This is a genomic window from Haladaptatus sp. HS23, from assembly GCF_056892285.1.
Window position 1 is genome coordinate 1 of record NZ_JBXGLH010000034.1, and the last position, 17036, is coordinate 17036.

Annotated in this window: 16 protein-coding genes and 2 pseudogenes; 11 read left to right on the forward strand and 7 right to left on the reverse strand. The window is 52.0% G+C overall.

Annotated features, from left to right (window positions below; translation table 11 throughout):
* Positions 1-190: 190 nt before the first annotated feature.
* Positions 191-778, forward strand: coding sequence for a metal-dependent hydrolase (locus AC1XDK_RS30120; protein WP_483353717.1), 588 nt, complete (start codon positions 191-193; stop codon positions 776-778).
* Between the two features lie 88 nt (positions 779-866).
* On the opposite strand, the gene AC1XDK_RS30125 is transcribed toward AC1XDK_RS30120, so the two are convergent.
* The gene (locus tag AC1XDK_RS30125; protein ID WP_483353718.1) at positions 867-1235 is read right to left on the reverse strand and encodes a helix-turn-helix transcriptional regulator; all 369 of its coding nucleotides are present in this window, start codon (positions 1233-1235) and stop codon (positions 867-869) included.
* Positions 1236-1480: 245 nt separating this feature from the next.
* Here AC1XDK_RS30125 and AC1XDK_RS30130 point away from each other — a divergent pair, with 245 nt between their 5' ends.
* The 6 genes and pseudogenes from AC1XDK_RS30130 to AC1XDK_RS30155 form a co-directional block, all read left to right on the forward strand.
* Complete coding sequence (locus tag AC1XDK_RS30130; protein ID WP_483353719.1) at positions 1481-1822, forward strand: hypothetical protein; 342 nt, start codon at positions 1481-1483, stop codon at positions 1820-1822.
* A 69-nt stretch (positions 1823-1891) separates the two neighbouring features.
* Positions 1892-2746, forward strand: a pseudogene (locus tag AC1XDK_RS30135) (DUF8186 domain-containing protein); the annotation flags it as partial.
* A gap of 9 nt (positions 2747-2755) precedes the next feature.
* Positions 2756-3724, forward strand: coding sequence for a hypothetical protein (locus AC1XDK_RS30140; protein ID WP_483353732.1), 969 nt, complete (start codon positions 2756-2758; stop codon positions 3722-3724).
* 160 nt (positions 3725-3884) lie between these two features.
* The gene (locus AC1XDK_RS30145; protein WP_483353720.1) at positions 3885-5294 is read left to right on the forward strand and encodes a hypothetical protein; all 1410 of its coding nucleotides are present in this window, start codon (positions 3885-3887) and stop codon (positions 5292-5294) included.
* A 52-nt stretch (positions 5295-5346) separates the two neighbouring features.
* On the forward strand, positions 5347-6786 hold the full coding sequence (locus AC1XDK_RS30150; RefSeq protein ID WP_483353721.1) for an ATP-binding protein: 1440 nt from the start codon (positions 5347-5349) through the stop codon (positions 6784-6786).
* 1211 nt (positions 6787-7997) lie between these two features.
* Positions 7998-9200 (forward strand): annotated as a pseudogene (locus AC1XDK_RS30155) (RNA-guided endonuclease InsQ/TnpB family protein); the annotation flags it as partial.
* Between the two features lie 128 nt (positions 9201-9328).
* Here AC1XDK_RS30155 and AC1XDK_RS30160 read toward each other — a convergent pair.
* The 4 genes from AC1XDK_RS30160 to AC1XDK_RS30175 form a co-directional block, all read right to left on the reverse strand.
* A complete protein-coding gene (locus tag AC1XDK_RS30160; RefSeq protein WP_483353722.1) occupies positions 9329-10579 on the reverse strand; it encodes a magnesium transporter in 1251 nt (416 codons plus the stop codon).
* 164 nt (positions 10580-10743) lie between these two features.
* On the reverse strand, positions 10744-11982 hold the full coding sequence (locus tag AC1XDK_RS30165) for a potassium channel family protein (RefSeq protein ID WP_483353723.1): 1239 nt from the start codon (positions 11980-11982) through the stop codon (positions 10744-10746).
* 41 nt (positions 11983-12023) lie between these two features.
* Positions 12024-12548, reverse strand: coding sequence for a magnesium transporter (locus AC1XDK_RS30170; RefSeq protein WP_483353724.1), 525 nt, complete (start codon positions 12546-12548; stop codon positions 12024-12026).
* A 56-nt stretch (positions 12549-12604) separates the two neighbouring features.
* Entirely contained in the window at positions 12605-13180 is a 576-nt protein-coding gene (locus AC1XDK_RS30175) for a magnesium transporter (RefSeq protein ID WP_483353725.1), read from the reverse strand.
* Between the two features lie 370 nt (positions 13181-13550).
* Between AC1XDK_RS30175 and corA the strand changes: the two genes are divergently transcribed.
* On the forward strand, positions 13551-14543 hold the full coding sequence (corA, locus tag AC1XDK_RS30180; RefSeq protein WP_483353726.1) for a magnesium/cobalt transporter CorA: 993 nt from the start codon (positions 13551-13553) through the stop codon (positions 14541-14543).
* Positions 14544-14637: 94 nt separating this feature from the next.
* Here the strand turns inward: corA and AC1XDK_RS30185 are convergent, their stop codons facing one another.
* Complete coding sequence (locus tag AC1XDK_RS30185; RefSeq protein WP_483353727.1) at positions 14638-15087, reverse strand: type II toxin-antitoxin system VapC family toxin; 450 nt, start codon at positions 15085-15087, stop codon at positions 14638-14640.
* Here AC1XDK_RS30185 and AC1XDK_RS30190 point away from each other — a divergent pair.
* The 3 genes from AC1XDK_RS30190 to AC1XDK_RS30200 all read left to right on the forward strand — a co-directional run bounded on the left by AC1XDK_RS30190 (position 15086) and on the right by AC1XDK_RS30200 (position 16813).
* Positions 15086-15334, forward strand: coding sequence for an MFS transporter (locus AC1XDK_RS30190; protein ID WP_483353731.1), 249 nt, complete (start codon positions 15086-15088; stop codon positions 15332-15334). The genes AC1XDK_RS30185 and AC1XDK_RS30190 overlap by 2 nt on opposite strands.
* Positions 15335-15554: 220 nt before the next feature.
* Positions 15555-16187: a hypothetical protein gene (locus AC1XDK_RS30195; protein WP_483353728.1), complete on the forward strand. Its 633-nt coding sequence runs from the start codon at positions 15555-15557 to the stop codon at positions 16185-16187.
* Positions 16184-16813: a DUF2238 domain-containing protein gene (locus AC1XDK_RS30200; RefSeq protein WP_483353729.1), complete on the forward strand. Its 630-nt coding sequence runs from the start codon at positions 16184-16186 to the stop codon at positions 16811-16813. Before AC1XDK_RS30195 ends, AC1XDK_RS30200 begins: the two co-directional genes overlap by 4 nt.
* A 19-nt stretch (positions 16814-16832) precedes the next feature.
* Here AC1XDK_RS30200 and AC1XDK_RS30205 read toward each other — a convergent pair whose 3' ends face one another.
* Positions 16833-16979, reverse strand: coding sequence for a twin-arginine translocation signal domain-containing protein (locus tag AC1XDK_RS30205; protein ID WP_483353730.1), 147 nt, complete (start codon positions 16977-16979; stop codon positions 16833-16835).
* Positions 16980-17036 lie beyond the last annotated feature (57 nt).

The window sequence follows — 17036 nt, forward strand, 5'->3', positions numbered from 1 at the left end:
TCGTCCGTCTTTTACAACGGACATGCGGAGGGTTTTCACGGCAATAGTATAAAACAGGGGCAGACGCTAGTTAGTATCTCATCCTAACGGTTGATAATCGATTTTTGATATCCAATGCTACCCTGTTCAAACAGAGTTGACTGAAACGATACAAAGAGCTTATGCGAGTAGGAAAACGAGGCGACTTAGCATGTACCGACACGGCCATCTCGGCATCACACTTCTTGTTCTTGCACCCATCTCTTATGCTCTCATATTGCGTGATCAGTTTGCACTTGCTGGGTTACTCGCCCTTGGCGTCCTTTTCATCGAACCTCTTCCTGATAACGACCACTGGATACCTGGACTCTCGCACCGGGGCGTGAGTCACTCTCTGCTGACCGCTGGCATTATCGGACTCTTATGTGCCGGTTGTGGCTGGCTTCTTGGACGGTATCTTACCGTCCCACTTGCGCACTGGCTGCAGACGACCGTCCTCCCAGCGACCAATATCACGGCAGTCACAATCGCCACTGAGCAACTTTCTGCACTCACTCCCGGAACACTTGCCGGACTTGGGTTTGTCATCGGTGTTCTTGGTATCTGTGTCCATCTTGCCGGCGACATCATTACGGTCAGTGGTATCCAGCCGTTCCTCCCGTTCTCTCGGCGGCGGATCTCATTGTCACACCTTCGTGCTGCGAGCACACTTGCGAACACCGTCTTCTTGTTACTTGGCGTGCTCGCGATGGGGACTGTCATCTTCGCACTCTCTCCGTTCGCAGGAGCGTTCCCGTGAGAGAATCAGTCTTGACTCAAGCCCTATCGTAGACGGTGATGTGACCGACCGAGAGACCGACAATCAGCAGTAAAAGGTGATTTGATGGCTACTCCGGCGTCACAATATCGTGCATGAATCGGTGATACTCTTCGACCGCCCAGTCACCACGACCGACAGTCGCATACGCGTTTCGTCGCTTATCGCTTGCTTTCGTTTGTTTCGAGATCAGCCCTTTCTCCACGAGCCGATCGAGGCCGGGATACAACCGACCGTGATTGATCGGCTCCGGATAGATATCTTCTAACGCCTCCTGCAGATCAACGCCCTCAGCTGGTCCTAAGCGGTAGATAAGACACAACAGGTGTGCCTGAAAGGCAGTGAGGTCGGTTGGGAGATTATAGGACGCAAAATCAAGACCGGATTTGTTCTCGTGTGTGTCAGCAGAGTCGTCTTGGTCGGATTCTGAAGTAGTCATACTGGAGTGACTAATCTCCGCTACTTAAATCCTACTATAATATATAGTGAATAATCAATGTGGAACGCGCGGAAGAATACGGAACCAACGTTTGTCTTTGCTGGGAGAAGATGAGTATCGACTATCTTGATCGTCCGAAACCATCTTCAAAATAAGCCCAGATTGCTCTCCTACGCCAGCTAAAATTCAGTATATTATTCATAAGGGCTAAAGTTTTTATCACGGGGAAAAGAACGAAACCGTGTATGCACTTCCCATTCCGCCATCGAATTACGTCTCTGGTCACTGCCCTGCTCGCGTTCGGTGTCAGTACTGGCATCGCCGCCGCTCAACAAAGCGAGATCAACAACTCGCTCAGTGAGATCGAACAGTTCGTCGCAACCACGTTGGGCCAGATTGGAGTCATTGTCTTCCTTGTTGGCGCAGCGCTATGGTTCGTCTCCGGACGCAATGCAAGTCGCACACAGTGGGGCTGGCGTGCCCTGTGGGGCGGCGCTGGGATGATCGTGCTCTCGGTCAGCTATAATGTGTTCGTCACCCTCTTCGAAAACCTCGCTCCGGGGATGATCGTCCCACCGTTCTTCTAACGGCGGTACGCAAGTCTCCTTCCGGTACCTCATCGACAGACCATCGCCCTAGACACGCTTTCCCCACGAATGCAACCACTCTCGGATACACGTCTTCAGCAACTCATTCTTGGACTCGTTGTCCTGCTTCTGTTACTCAGTTCGTTTGCAACTGGCGTCAGCACCAACCGATTCGCGAACGCCACTGACGTCTTCGTTTCCGATGACCCAGATCCCAATATCGGTGCACTACCACCGTTCATTCAGCCAGACCTCCGTACGGTTCTCCAGTCTCCGAATATTTCGGCAGCAAATGCCAGTCGCGCTCGTGATTTCACGTATTCAACGTCCCAGCCGTCCCACGAAGTCGGTCCTCGAAATCAGACGCTTGCCGAGTACCGTCGCACCAACCTCCAGAACCTTCCGCACAATCGCTCGACGAGCGCGTGGTTTCCTGATTCAAATCGTACGAACGGGACTGTCGTCAAGAATGCACATATGACGATCCTCGGGACACAGAATGGGACCCAAACCCGTCTCGGTCGGCCGGACACATCGTCACAAAACCTCTTCTTGCTTCCCCGAAACGGGTCTATTCTCGCCGCGCTCGATTACTCGACGGCGATTCCAAATCAGACCTGTACAGTCACGAATGGTACCAAGACCTGTCTCAACTACTCCATCACGAGCCAGTCTATTAATCGGTCACTCAGAATCGGCTCGCAAACATGGTCTACTGGAAATAGTTCACAGGAAGCCGGAGCATCCCGGCCGCTCACATACACGAACGCACAGGCGACCGGCCGAACGACAATGGTCGTGAACGGAACGATCACAACGCAGTTGACCATTCACAAGACCGTCTCAATCCGGACGAGCTCGGGGTGGCAGCAAACGAACGTGAGTTCGAATACGACTCTCCTTTCGCATACTGTTCGTGATACAGCACCCGTCGTGATCACACCGAACCAGCAGCTCAACGCGACGCAAACACTCGTCACTGACAATGGCGAACTCAAACGGATAATCCTCCGTCTGGATGGACCGAAGACAGTCACCAATCGTCGACACTGGAGTTATGCGTCGTTCAAATCCGGGCAGATGCGCCTCCAAAACGTGTGGGGCGTCTACTCCCAGCATCGGTACCGGAATGCAACGATCGGCACCCAGCGACCCAACACGACACTCTCACGCAATACATCACAACCGTTAGTTCCGCTCAACAGGTCGGTTAATCGCTCCTCGCCACTCAGCACGACCTCACAGAGAACAGTCCCGCCACCGGACGTCCTCGAAAAACAGCTGATCGCCATTCGAAGCAAGCCAGCAATCGCTCGCACAGCCTCCCAGACAGCGTCGACGGCAACTGTTAGTCGCGTTCGCACCGTTCCGCTTGCTCCAAAGGCTGCACCACTCAGACCGACCGTCAACCTCTCATCGGTTCCACCACGGGCGTCCACTCGTGTGGTTATTACGAACGCCGAACAGCCACTCACCGCGCTCTACGATATTCATGATGATGAGATCCCACTGAAAACGAGAACTGCCTCCGAACACCCGGTTTCGCTCACACTAACGAAGCAGGGTAAGAAACACGTTCGGATCAGACTCACCGACGCACAGACTGGGAGCCCGGTCCCTAACCAATCGATCTACCTTCACGGGGCCGTCCAGGGCCGTGTCACCACCAACGGTGATGGTATTGCTGTCGTCACGCGTGATGAGAGTGCCGTCGAAGCGACGTTTCGCGGTGTCGCCAACGATTCACGAGGACTCTACTACGCCCCATCGCACAATCAGATTCGATTTGCGCCTACACCGTTCAACATCTACAGTGCACTATTGGCACTAAGTAAGGGGTTCGTGGCTGTCATCGCGTTTGTGCTGTTTTATCTCCCATTTCACTATCTCCGCCGGCGATAATTCATAAAAGCTAAGAAAATATTTTTACCCGATGATGACGATAGACAAGTAAACCCCATCTTTTTGACACCCAATGATCCCCACCCTCCAATCACACGGCACAACCATCGTTCACAGTGTTCCCAAGCTCGTAGTCGACGCCAGCCATCTCCCGGCAGAGATGACATCGTTTGTTCTTGCTGCTGGATTCACCGGGTGGATCGCGGATCTGTTCACCTGGCTCATGACGAAGCTCATGGGCTTTGTGGGGCTGTTGATGTCCGGTGGCGTGTACACCTTCTTGGTGTTTGATAGCCCCTATACCGATCCGCAGTACCTCCAGGCGTTCGATCACTTACTAGGAATCTTTCCCCAATTACTTGTGGTCGTGGTGATGGCTGGCTTTGCCTCACAGCCGTTTTCAAAGAAAGCCGACGTGGATAGTGTCATCCTGGTTTGGAAAGCGCTCAAGGCGATCATTTTCGTTGCTGTGGGGCGCCAGCTCATGCATTTCGGCCTGTTGCTCGTGAACGCCGTTATTGCCTACATCTACCCCGAGAGCTATGGCGCATTCGGGACGCAAGTGCTCAAAACGGGAATGGAGGGTGCAGCCGCCTCGGCGGGCGTTGTTGCAGTCGGCATGGTGATTCTGAGTGTAACCTCCATTGCGGGGATTCTCCTGTTGTTTGCGATGCTGGTGATTCGGGAGTTCCTCTTCGTGGCGATGTTTGTGACGTTGCCCATTCTGGCGGTGATGCTCTATCTCGACTTCGGGCCATTCGAGGATTCAGCGAAGGCCGCGAAGATGTTCATCAACGCGACGCTCTCGCTCTTTCTCGCGGGAATCTTCATGGCTGCACTCATGTATGTTGGCGCTGCTGCGATTGGTGTCACTGGATCCGGCACAGCTACACATGCAGCAGCCACTGCAGGGTCGGATCCTGGTTCGTTCAATGATGTTCTCGAGTCGTTCCTCTTCTGGTTGATCGGCTTGGTCGCACCTGCCGTCTATGGGCTGAAAACAGCCATGTCCTCCGGTTTTGTCCCTGGTCGGATACGCAGTCGGCGGAAGCGGACATCTCGAAGTCGGTCGTCGGCATCAGCAGGTGGGTCACAAGAGTCGAGCCGTGCGAGCATCATGAAGCAGGCTCGGTTTGGTGGGAAACGTGCCGGCAGCGCTGCAACAACAGCGAGCGCTGCAGCGGGATCCGCGATTAGCAAAGTCGATAACCGCGCTACTGGTGGAAAAGTAACAGGATCCTTCAACTCGGCGGGTTCCGCTGTTGGAAAAACAAAAGAGGGCATCGGATCCACTGCTTCATCAGCTACTCCGGAGTGGGTCAGCGAAAGAGGAAAAGCAGCAGGTAGCTATGGAAAGAAAGTTGGAAAACGTACAGTTAAAGACGCTCATGCAGGGACGAATTTTACTCTGCGGAATCTTGATCGCTCACCTCTCGATTGGGCAGAAGCAGGCTTAGAACATTATCGCGAAGATCCACTTATTGGTGCGAATGGTGATGGAACGGAAGCAAATCAGCGCACACTGAGCGAATGGTCTGGATCATCTACGAGTAAGCGCAGCTCAAAGTAGAGGATGCTGACAGAATGTATTTAAGAGACAAAGAGGACATATAAAACGAACTATGGACGGTAAAGAAAACACTACGTCCACCACTGATAAAAACTCCACAACTAAAAAAAGTCGTTCCCGGAACCACGGTTCCGTTCTACCACTTGCACTAATAGCTATTCTTACAGCGATCTGTTATCTATTCATTCCACTTGGTGTGTTCATAGCAGCTGGGAAGATAGCAGCACAGATAGGGATCATCATTCCAGCAGTTTTCAGTGTCTTTGTGATCTGGTTTCTGCCAATGACTGTCTCTGGGGCAGTAGCAGAATCCATAGATATTCTCACTGGGAAGAATGCTAATGGACAAGTTGGAGATCTTTTTGGGATGGTTATTGGGACATCAGTGTTAACCATGATTTGGATTCTCCCGCTTTGGAGCCACTTTTCTCCTGCACTTGCAGCAGTCTTGCAACCGCTTCGTGTTGCTTCCATGTTCGACCAACTTTGGCTGATAGGGATTAGCTGGCTCGTGTGTATACCAATACCAGTGTATGCAACGCTTTCAACATTTGAGAAGCAGAAGAAGAGTGATTCTACCATCACAAGACAAAGTCAGCAAAAACAACCAACACAAAAAAGACTCAATCAGCACGTCGAAACCGACTCTCAAAAGGATCAGTCTTCTACTAACAATCCTAATAACGAGGCTAAAGAGACAAGCAGTCCATCTCGGTCGAATCTCACCTTTGACTGGCGGTCAGCTCCCACCACGACGTTTCGCGATGTCGGTGGGATGGGCTCCCTCAAACGCAATATTATGCGATCGGTTCTTCGCCCCCTCTCCCACACCGATGCTGCCTATGAGCGGTTCAACGTCTCGCCACCAAACGGCATCCTCCTGCATGGCCCACCTGGTACCGGAAAAACACACTTCGCTCGGGCGATTGCTGGCGAACTCGGCCATCCATACCTCGAGCTGAGTGCTGGCGATATCAAAAGCCGGTGGGTGAACGAGTCCACCGAGCAAGTCAATCAGTTGTTCAATGAGGCCGAGCAATTCGACCGGTGTGTGATCTTCGTCGACGAGATTGACGCACTTCTCGCGGGTCGCGGAAACGATCTTCATCGAGAGCATGCTCAAGTCGTCAACGAGTTTCTCGCACATTTGGACGATGAAGACCCGAGCTTTCTGCTTATTGCAGCAACGAATCGTGCTGACTTGCTTGATGAAGCCGCCACTCGCCGGGGGCGCTTTGATCAGCAGTACGAGGTTGGTCTGCCCGACAAGGAGGCACGCGAGAAAATCTTCAAAGTACGATTACAGTCGCTCCCAACTGAGCTCGATCAAGAGGAGTACGAGAAGTTAGCCGAGCGATCCACCGAGCTCAGTAGTGCGGATATTGTTGGGATTGTCGACGACGCTGCAATGCAGGCTGCTGAACGGGATGCACAAGCAATCACGTATGATGATCTTGCTGCGTCATTTCCTGATTCTATGACGACCGAATAGAAAATCACCCGGGCACACGAGGGTCTCTTTCTATTTAACCGTTGAAGCCCCTCGGCTCTGTCTTATGAGATCTTCGGAGACGAGAGTTAGTTGAGAAGCTACTGACCGTATCGGGCGGTGATTGTAGCCTAGAAGATCTTCGGAGGAATGAGGGGTGGATCGAGGGAGGTGGATCAGGAGTGATGGCGCCAGATCCGGTGATGTCAAAGCGCCCCCGATACATGTTACCATTTGGCACGAACCAATAAATACTTTATGGTGGTATGAAAAATAAAACAGAACATCTGGTTCAATAAGAATGGCACTACTCTCCTCTCTTTAGGAAAAAACTCTCCGCAGGGAGGGAATCCTACTGAAGCAAATATCATTGAGCCGATGAGCTCTGGTGAGTTGTAAGCGGTTAATCGAGGGGCCAAGCATCACTACTCATGAAATCCATAAGCGGAAGTGAATGGGGAACGGGGGCGGCCCAAGAAACTATGCGTGAAAGTACTAACAACCGTTTCAGTGAGAATTTGTATGGAGGGTTCTGTATAGTTAAGTGATTCTGTTGTAGAGTACCGTTTGAACGTCTCTAACGGGGATAGATAATGAATCACTTCGTTTCATTATAGTCATATTCCCGATGAAACAGTTGAATTCTGGTTTCTCACGGTGAGGTCAAGATAATATTCAAAAATCAATCACTTATAGATAACACATAAAGTCCCGGAAATCGTACCGCCATCGCTTGGTTTTTCCCATTTAGACAGTGTCTGTAGATACAATTCTCTAGAGACATGAAAAATAACCGTTTAGACATCACTGTTTGACCAGAAGGAATATACAGTTGGGCGAGTAGTTTCACGTATGAAGATGTGCGATGGGATCTCACAGAAGGGGAGTTGTCAGCCCACTTCTCGCACAGCAACCTCCCACGATTTGTGGACAGGACTGCTAACCAGCCTCGTGATCACGATGATTGCTTGGTCGTGTTTTGTATTATACCTACTATTCGTGATCTGAGTAGACTCGTTTACCGCGTATGCTAGTAATAAATCGTCCTCGCGCTTGTCATACTGATCATCACCACATCCCTCGGTGAACACCACGATTGCACTATATCACTGAGTAGTGAATCCACGATCTCCTCTATAGCCAGCTAAGAATGTGAACTATCCCATCCTGCTCGGTCAAACAATCTCGCTGAGGACGTTGGTTCTGAATGGTACCACCGACAGGTCTGCAATGGCCTCAACTCGCTCGGAGACTCCACCTCCAAAATCTGGAACGTCGCACGATGGACAGCAGACCGCGTATGGGATGCAATCGGTGAGATTCCCGATGAAGGTGTGCTGAAAGCGTACATGAAGAACCAGTCGTACTGGAAAGACCTGAACGCACAATCCAGTCATAAAGTCATCGAAGAACTCTCTGACGCTTTCCAGTCATGGTTCGACCTGCGACAGAAAGACGACACGGCGAATCCACCCGGCTACCGCAAACACGGCGACACCCGACCACGAAGCACGGTCACGTTCAAAGCAGACGGCTTCAAACACGACCCCGAGAATAACCGGGTCAGATTCAGCAAGGGGTCGAATCTCAAGGAGTATTGGTCGGACTTCCTGCTCTGCGAGTACGAAACCCGCCCTGACGTAGACCTTTCGGAGGTCAACAAAGTGCAGAACGTTCGAGCTGTCTGGAATGGTGTCAAGTGGGAACTGCACTTCGTCTGTAAAGTTGAACCCGAAACCACCGACGTAGCAGGCGACAAAGTGACGGGAATCAACCTTGGCATCAAGAACCTCGCCACAGTCGCGTTCCCCGACGAGTACGTCCTGTACCCCGGTAACTCGCTCAAACAGGACAAGCACTATTTCACCCAAGCCGAGTACGACACGGAAGGCGAGAACGGCCCGTCTGAGAGGTCGATGTGGGTACGTCGGAAACTCGCTGACCGTGAAACCCACTTCTACCACGTTCTCACAGACACAATTATCACGGAATGCATCGAACGCGATGTTGGCACACTCGCAGTGAGTTGGCCCGAAAACGTCCGTGAATCGGACCGGGGGAAGGCTGGGAACAAGAAGTTGCACTCGTGGGCGTTCGACCGCATCTACCAGTACCTCAACTACAAAGGCGAGATACGTGGTGTCGAGGTACTGAAGGAGAACGAGTGGGATACTTCGAAGACGTGTTCACGGTGCGGTGACGACACGAAGTTGAACCGCAAGCATCGTAGGTTGTACGTCTGCTCATCGTGTGGGTTGGTCGGGAACGCGGGTTGCAACGGGGCGGAGAATATGCGCCAGAAGATAACTTTGAGTCCTCACGGCGAGGATAGGAGTAACGGCTGTGTGGCACAGTCATCGACACACTTGTTCGAGCGCGAGAGCGGGACGTTCAACACGAGAGAGCAGGTCGTGTCGTGGACCGGCAAATATCCTACCTGCGGGACGGGAAGCCCCGTCGTCGGGCTATGCCCGACTGCCTGAGAGATCAAAGATCCTTCTCCGTTTACGCCGGGGAGGCTGTCACCAATGAGTCCGCGAAAAATTTAGAGGAGAACAAGCTGTGCTAGCCCAAGGAAGATAAAGAAGCCGAGAACGTCGGTGGCTGTCGTAATGAAAATCGTCGCCGACGTCGCTGGATCATAGCCAAGGCGATCGAGTCCGAGCGGAACGAGTGCCCCGAAGAACCCGGCGATGATCAGATTCAGCACCATTGCCACGCCGATGACGAGCCCCAACAGTGGGCTCTGATTGAAAATCGCGGCGATGACGGCCACGATAGCGCCAGTAATCACGCCGTTTGCGCCCCCCGCGAGAATCTCGTTGAAGATAGAGCGTCCTCCAGTCCGAAGTGATATCTGTTCCAATGCAATACCACGGACGGTCACGGCCATCGACTGCGTTCCGGCGTTCCCTCCCATCCCGGCGACGATCGGCATGTAGACCGCTAGCAGCGTCAACGCTGCAATGGTATTCTGGAAGAGACCGACGGTCGCCGCGGCGAGAAAGGCGGTTCCAAGGTTAATGATGAGCCATTTGTACCGCCGTCGCACCTTCTCGAATGCCCCATCGAGAACGCTCTCCTCCTCCTGAACGCCGGTGAATTCGTAGAGCGTCTCGCCTGCCTCCTCCTCGATTGCTTTGAGGAGATTGTCCGCATAGATGACCCCGAGAATGCTATCGTCTTCGTCGAGGACGAGGATTTTGCTCTCAGGATTGGCTCTGAACACCTCGATGACCTCCGCTTCAGGTCGATCGTATCGAATAGTGGGCGTATCACGGAGATATTCAGTGAGGGCAGCCGCCTGGTGGCCAGTCAAAGCCAGCGTGTGGCCGGGCAGTTCTCCCAGGACGTCACCACTATCGGTGATGAAGACGGTAGGAAAGCGCCCAGTGCGTTCCTCGTGGCGGCGGACACGCCGTGCAACCGCTTCGAACCCTCGGGTTTTATTGACAGTGACATAATCGAGATCCATCATCCCGGCGGCACTCTCCGGACTGAACTCAAGGAGAAACTCAATCCGTTCCCGACGGTCTGCGTTGAGCCGGCGGAGCACCGCTTGTTGGGTTTCATCATCGAGCAGGCCCAGCACGTCGGTCGCATCGTCGGGGTCGAGTCGGCGGACGAATCGCTGTATCTGCTGGCGATCCATGTCCTGGACCACCGCTCGCTGGATCGACTCGGGTAACTGGAAGAACACCTCCCATTGGCGCACCCGCGGCAACGCTTGGAACACCTTACCCGGCGTCTCTGATGCGGCCACCTCCTGCTGGATGTCGACAACGGGCTCTTGCATACCTAACCATTACCTTGTATCGACTAAATCCTCAAGGTATTCGTTAGGAGAGGCTCCGAGAAGAGCAGTAGATGACAGTGGAAATATCTATAGAAAAGAGATATTAATACTCTGTGGAAATCACTCACAAAATGATGCGGAGGGAAACTCCGAGCAAGACGAAATCAGCTGAATTCACGAGGAACACCGGCAAGTTGGCCGAGTCGCGATGCACCAGCACGTGTCCCCTTTGCAAGGACAACATCACCCTGTGTGAAGTGCGTGGTTGGTCCCGGTGACACGATCCATTCCCCTTGATCTTCGTCCTGCGTGGCGGGCCGTCTGATCGCGAGAATATGCATTCCAGTTTCTGTTCGAATGTTCAATTTACCAATTGTTGCGTCGTCGAGATCGGAATCGGGACGAATAGTAAATCGAATAATGACTTCATCACTCTCGCCGACAGCCTCTGCAATAATTGGGTGCGGGGGAAGCCCTCGAAGGACTCCTTCACTGATTTCGAGCGCAGCGTCGCTAATCTCTTCGACAGCACTCGCCACGTGAATCAATCCACGAAGGGAAACAGGATCGTCGACGCGACTCGCAGCACGTAGTGTCCATGCTTCAAGTCGGGATTGGAGACTGTCTAGTTCCACCTCAAGTTCGTGGACTTCTTCGGCAACACGCTGGCTATCATAGAGAACGGCACCATAGGCAAGATCGATCGCTAATTCACTCATATCTTTCATCAACACGATCGTTTTGATTGCACGATCGAGATCGTCAACAGTTCCCTCGGTCGCAGGTGGGGCAGAATAGTCGTTGTCCGAGAGCACGCCAAATACCGTCCGAATCCCGTCTTCTGGCCCACGCAGTAACACGACGTCGTTCGGTTCGAGACGTGTCTCTCGATTAGGGTGGGTAATCCACTGCTCACCGCGTCGAATCGAAACGATCCGGACACCAGTCTCTGTTTCGAAATTGAGACCACCGAGAGTCTGATTTGCGTGGGATGACTCTGTGGAGACGGTTGCTTGGGCGACTGTTTCAGTCGCGTTTGCGAATGCTGCGCGCATTTCTGCTGGAAGCCCTCGCTCTTCGAGCCCTACTTTCGCAATATCCCCTGCCGCATTGCTGACTTTCTCCGCGGCTGCGACAATCCCAAGAACAGGAGCGAGCTGTTCAGCATCAGTCGGTGATCGAGCCGCCATGAGGAGACTCATTCGTGCTTGTAATTGGAGACGATCCATCTGCTCTTCGAGCAGGAGCACTTCCTGCGCGATGTCGTCACTTCGATAGAGGACGGCGGAGTACGCAAGATCGATGAGAAGTTCCGCAGTATCTTTCATTTCCGCAAATATCGCTTTCACACTCCGTGGTTCGTACGAGACATCGTCAGGTGGCTCATCAGAGTTCGGGGACATAGAATCTTTTCTCTCTAATAATGCTCTACGGGACAGGACGACTAAAGAACTACGAGAATAATCCCAGAGAGAATGAGGACGCCAGCAATATCTGAAACGTTCGTAACGATCGGAATTGCGGTATCGTCTGGATCGAATCCATATCGATAGGACATCCACGTCGCACTCACGCTCGTAATAATAACGAGCACTGCAAGCAAGAGCGAACTACTGACCGAAATGAACAGTACCATGCCGAGCGACAGCGATCCATTTCCAATGACGCCACCGACAACGAACGCAAAGAGACCGAGGATGATAGCGGTTGTAAGTGAAAGCCCAAGAATTGCAAACGAGTTACTTACGATTGTTCGATCCGGGTGGCGGAGGTCGAAGTCAATCGTTCCGAGGTGAAGCTGCGTCGAGAGGCGTGCAGCGAGGATCGATCCCAGGTTCCCACCCATATCAATCATTGCAGGAACGAGGATGAGCAAGGATGGATTATCCAGATATGCTCGCTGGAGAGAATCGAGAACCGTTCCGGAGCCAAGTTCGAGAACCGTGAGGAGAAACAACAGCGGAATCATGGTTCGAACGATCGATCGAACACTCCACGAATTTTGCACATCGCTGTGAACTTCGGTCATCGTAATCCTCCAACGAGAAGGACGCTCGAGTAGAGAATGAGCATCCCAAGGAAGTCACCGAGGCTCGTGATGAGCGGACCGTTCAGGAGGTCGGGATCGATTCCTCGTCGAAATCCAACGAACAATAATGCAATGAGTGCGATCGAAAGCACGACTGCACTCACGAGCCCTGCCAAGACGAGCACGCTAAAAAGGATGCCGAGCGACCCTGCGGGACGATTCAACAGGCGTAGTTCGGCCCATCCTGCGATGGCGATGAACATCGACACGCTCAATGCGTTGATCGTTGCGGCGATCACGGCGCTTGCAAGTCGACGATCGTATTCGAAGCGCGGATCAATCAGCCCCTGATGGAGAGCACTCGAAATGCGTGACCCAAGTGCGCCATAGACGTTCCCTCGAGTCGCGAGAAATGCAGGGATCACAAGAAGTAACCCCTTGATCGATCGCATTGCGGTGCGCATTCCGCCACCACTCAAGATAACGCCAGCAAAGAAACTCCCGAGCAGACTGAGTAAAAGAATCGGAAGAGCTTGTTTATATATCGTATAACTCTCCCGGACGAGACTCATAGTGAAGAAGGGCAACGCAAGCCGCTAAATGCTATCGCATTTGACCGCCGTGAAGTGCAGAGTTCAACGTGAACACCACTTCGTCAGTATCAAAGACATACTGCTAGCACTTCTACTCGTCATTCTCAGTCGCGCTTCTGTTTACCTTTGGATCGTTAACCAAAGAGGAACGAATACAATGGTGTCCTTCATACCATCTCACTATGAATCGAACAATCAGTAGCGGAATCATCTTCACTGGAGTTGGTATTGTCGGGTACAGCATCGGAGTGTTTGTCTCGTATCCAGGTCGTGCGTTTTCGATCACCGCTGTTATGATCGGGATAAGCCTCCTTGCAATCGGTCGGTGGTCAGGGGAGGAAGTTGATATATGAGCCTTTATGCAGTGATCTATACGGATAGTGGAATCACACGATACGATGATATTGAACTTGCAGCACAGATGGATGGCCCAACATGGATTCATGCTACTGATGCGGATCCGGTCGAAATACGAACCCTTCGCGATGAATTTGGAATCCATCCACTTGCCATCGAAGATGTTCTTGAGGATACAATGCGGCCGAAAACAGAGGAGTACGACGATTATACGTTTGTTCTAATGAAAACTGCTCAGCTGAGTCAGCGTGACGATACTCCTTTTGCAAAAGAAATTCGGACAACCCCGATCGGCTTTTTTATCGGTCGAGATTGGTTACTCACGCTGTCGACAAGCGAGCTTCCAGCAATTGAACGAACACACGAGCGATTGATAAACGGGGACACTCGAATTCTCCATCGGGGGCCAGATTTCGTTGCCTATCGACTCATCGATCGAGTTGTCAACAATTACTATTCCTTGCTTGATGAACTGGAAGACGATATCGAGGCGATTGAAGAAGACATTCTGGATGGCATCGACCCAACAATTCTTGAGAATATAAACGATATGCGCCGTGATCTCCTTGCGTTTCGCAAGATCGTTTGGCCTGCCCGCGAAGCAATCGCATACCTCTCGCTTGGTAGCTCAGAAATCATCCGTGATGAAAATGAAAAATACTACCGCGACGTGTACGATCATCTGGTGCAGGCAGTCGATCTCATCGAAACATATCGTGAGTTGACCACGGGATCACGAGATATCTATCTCAACACAGTCTCCCAGTCGACAAACGAAGTGATGAAAGTACTAACCGTGGTTGCAACGATTTTCATCCCATTAACTTTCGTTGTTGGTGTCTATGGGATGAACTTTGATCCCGCATCATCCCCATTCAATATGCCAGAACTCCTTTGGGGATACGGCTATCCCGCGACAATGCTCGGAATGGTTGCGGTAACTGGTATCATGCTCATTCACTTTCGTCGACAGAATTGGATCTAAGCCGATACGTAACCGAATACTCTATAGTCCATCATGAATGGACTAGTAAGTATGTCAGTCAATTAAAGAACTTCCGACCTAACACTCCTTCTTCTTATTCCGTAGACATATGGGATGGATCTGTTCGATGGACGATTCCATCGAAATCTGAGTCGAAACTGAGGATAGAATCGATATCATATCGTTCACAGAGCGTCACGAGATTTGCATCAGTCACGCTTAGATCGTAGTCTTGATGTTGAATCCATGTATCGACTGTCGTATTAAAGTCGTCGTGTCCCATCTGGATCAGCTCGAATATCTCTGGGAATGATTCGCGCCCAAGAATACGGTCGGAGACGGTTTTTGCAGCCGCAAATGAACCAGTCCGCATTCGAGTTAGCGTGACTGTTTCGTCATAGACATAGTCACTGGTGTACGGTTGTCCGTATTCACCAGTAAGTACTGTATTCATTGCAGAAACCGCGATATCATGGCGTTCAGCGTCTTCATTCGTCGTTGCAACCTTCTTCTGGAGCCCGAAGTATACGCTCTTCCCGAGCATCGTCGCCGAGTACTACGGCTCGAAGCATTCCTCTGCGAACTACGCACTACTCTACTCCGGGAAGATGTGGGGCGGCGTTCTAGGGGGAATCGTCACCAGCGTCCTTGTAAGTTCCATGGGATGGGATCGAACGTTCCTTCTAGGCGGCGTGCTCGCCGTCGCAGCCGGCGTCGCCGCTCTTGGTCTCCGACCTCCTGATGACAATAGGACCACCGACGATACTACACCAAGTGATTCCTCGACCTGACCGGGTTCGACTTCGTTTCGGCCAACTCCATGCGTCTATCTACTCCTTGTTCTAGGAATTCGGCTTTATACGTTGGAAAGAAGCACCCCTCGTTCCCGCGTTGCCATGCGTGCGAACGGGACGGACAGAACTGCCGAACTAATCCCATTCGCTCCAATCACTTATGATTAGATGCGGCGAATACTTATTTCAGTACCGGGTCTATAGTCCGGAACAAAGAATGAGTGACGAAGAATCGGATCTCACCTTTGACACCCAGGTAGAACATGCCATCGAACGATTGTTCCGTAACGGACGGACAAACGCGCTCATCGCCTGGGCACTCGTCGGCGTGATCGCGTTAGTATTTGTCGAGAGTGTACTTGACTTCGATCGACAATGGATCGTATTTGTTGCCGTTGTTGGCTTTGTCCTGCTTGTTCCGCCAGTCGCTCACCGGGAGTGGCGTGTTATGCTGCCCTGGGAACTCCTCATGCTCGCGACATTCCCAATCCTTGTCCGTGGCCTATTCGCCGGGACTATCGGGATATATGCATCGTACATCGCTGTGGCTGCGTTGGCACTCACGATTACGGCGGAACTCCACATGTTCAGCACAATGCAGGTCACCCAGTGGTTCGCCATTGTGCTCGTTGTACTACTCACGCTCGCGACAGCAGCTGGATGGGCGATTCTCCGGTGGAACTTCGATCATATGCTTGGCACGCAATACCTCTCGACGAACGATGCATTGATGGTTGAATTCGTCTGGGTGACACTCGCCGGGCTCACAGCAGGAGTGCTTTTCGACTCGTACTTCCGACGTCGAGATCGAAAACTCCGCTATGCGCTTCGACGGGTGATCCGAGGATGACACTTCTCCCGCGCCCTTCCCGTCAAAATCAGCTTCGGCTCACACGGGCGATGCAGATTGTTCTCGTCGCTATTGTTCTCCACGCGATTATTGCACATCAGCCAGTAGGCATTGTCAACGGTGGTCTTGCGCTCCTTGTAACGTTCTTCCCGGCACTCCTCAAACGAAATCACGAAATTCCAATCGATCCATGGCTCGGGCTTTGGATCACGCTCGCTGTCTTCTTGCACACGCTCGGTTCGGCAGGCCTCTACGCGAGGATTAGTTGGTGGGATCACGTGACACACGCACTCTCTGCCTCTCTCATCGCCGCCGTTGGATACACTTTCGCACGGGCGATTGACCTCCACAGTGATGAGATACATATTCCGAGCCGTTTCATGTTCATATACATCTTTGTGGTTGTTCTTGCATTTGCTGTCATCTGGGAGCTTCTCGAGTTCGCCCTTGACGTCGTCTCGCACATGACGGGAATGACAATGCCTCTTGCTCAACACGGTCTTGACGATACTGTGATGGATTTGATGTTTAATTCTCTTGGTGCACTTATTGTTGCCGTCTTTGCACAGGCCAGTCTCAGTGACTTCGCCGAAACCCTCCAAACGTGGCATAGTGCGACTGAGTGAACTATCCCGTCTACGCGATTCACACGTTGAGAACAAGAGTGGGTAGAAAGGCGAGCGCACCTGTCGCGAGGGTGCCCTTCTTGAGGAAGGATCGGCGGTCATCCAAGTCCATCTCGGTTGGCTCTCGCGGTATCTGTTCAGTTATTTGGCTCTGGTGAATCGCCATACTGCGGTTGATTTCACTGTGTTGCGGCACGCTTGATGTTATGAACGACACATTTCA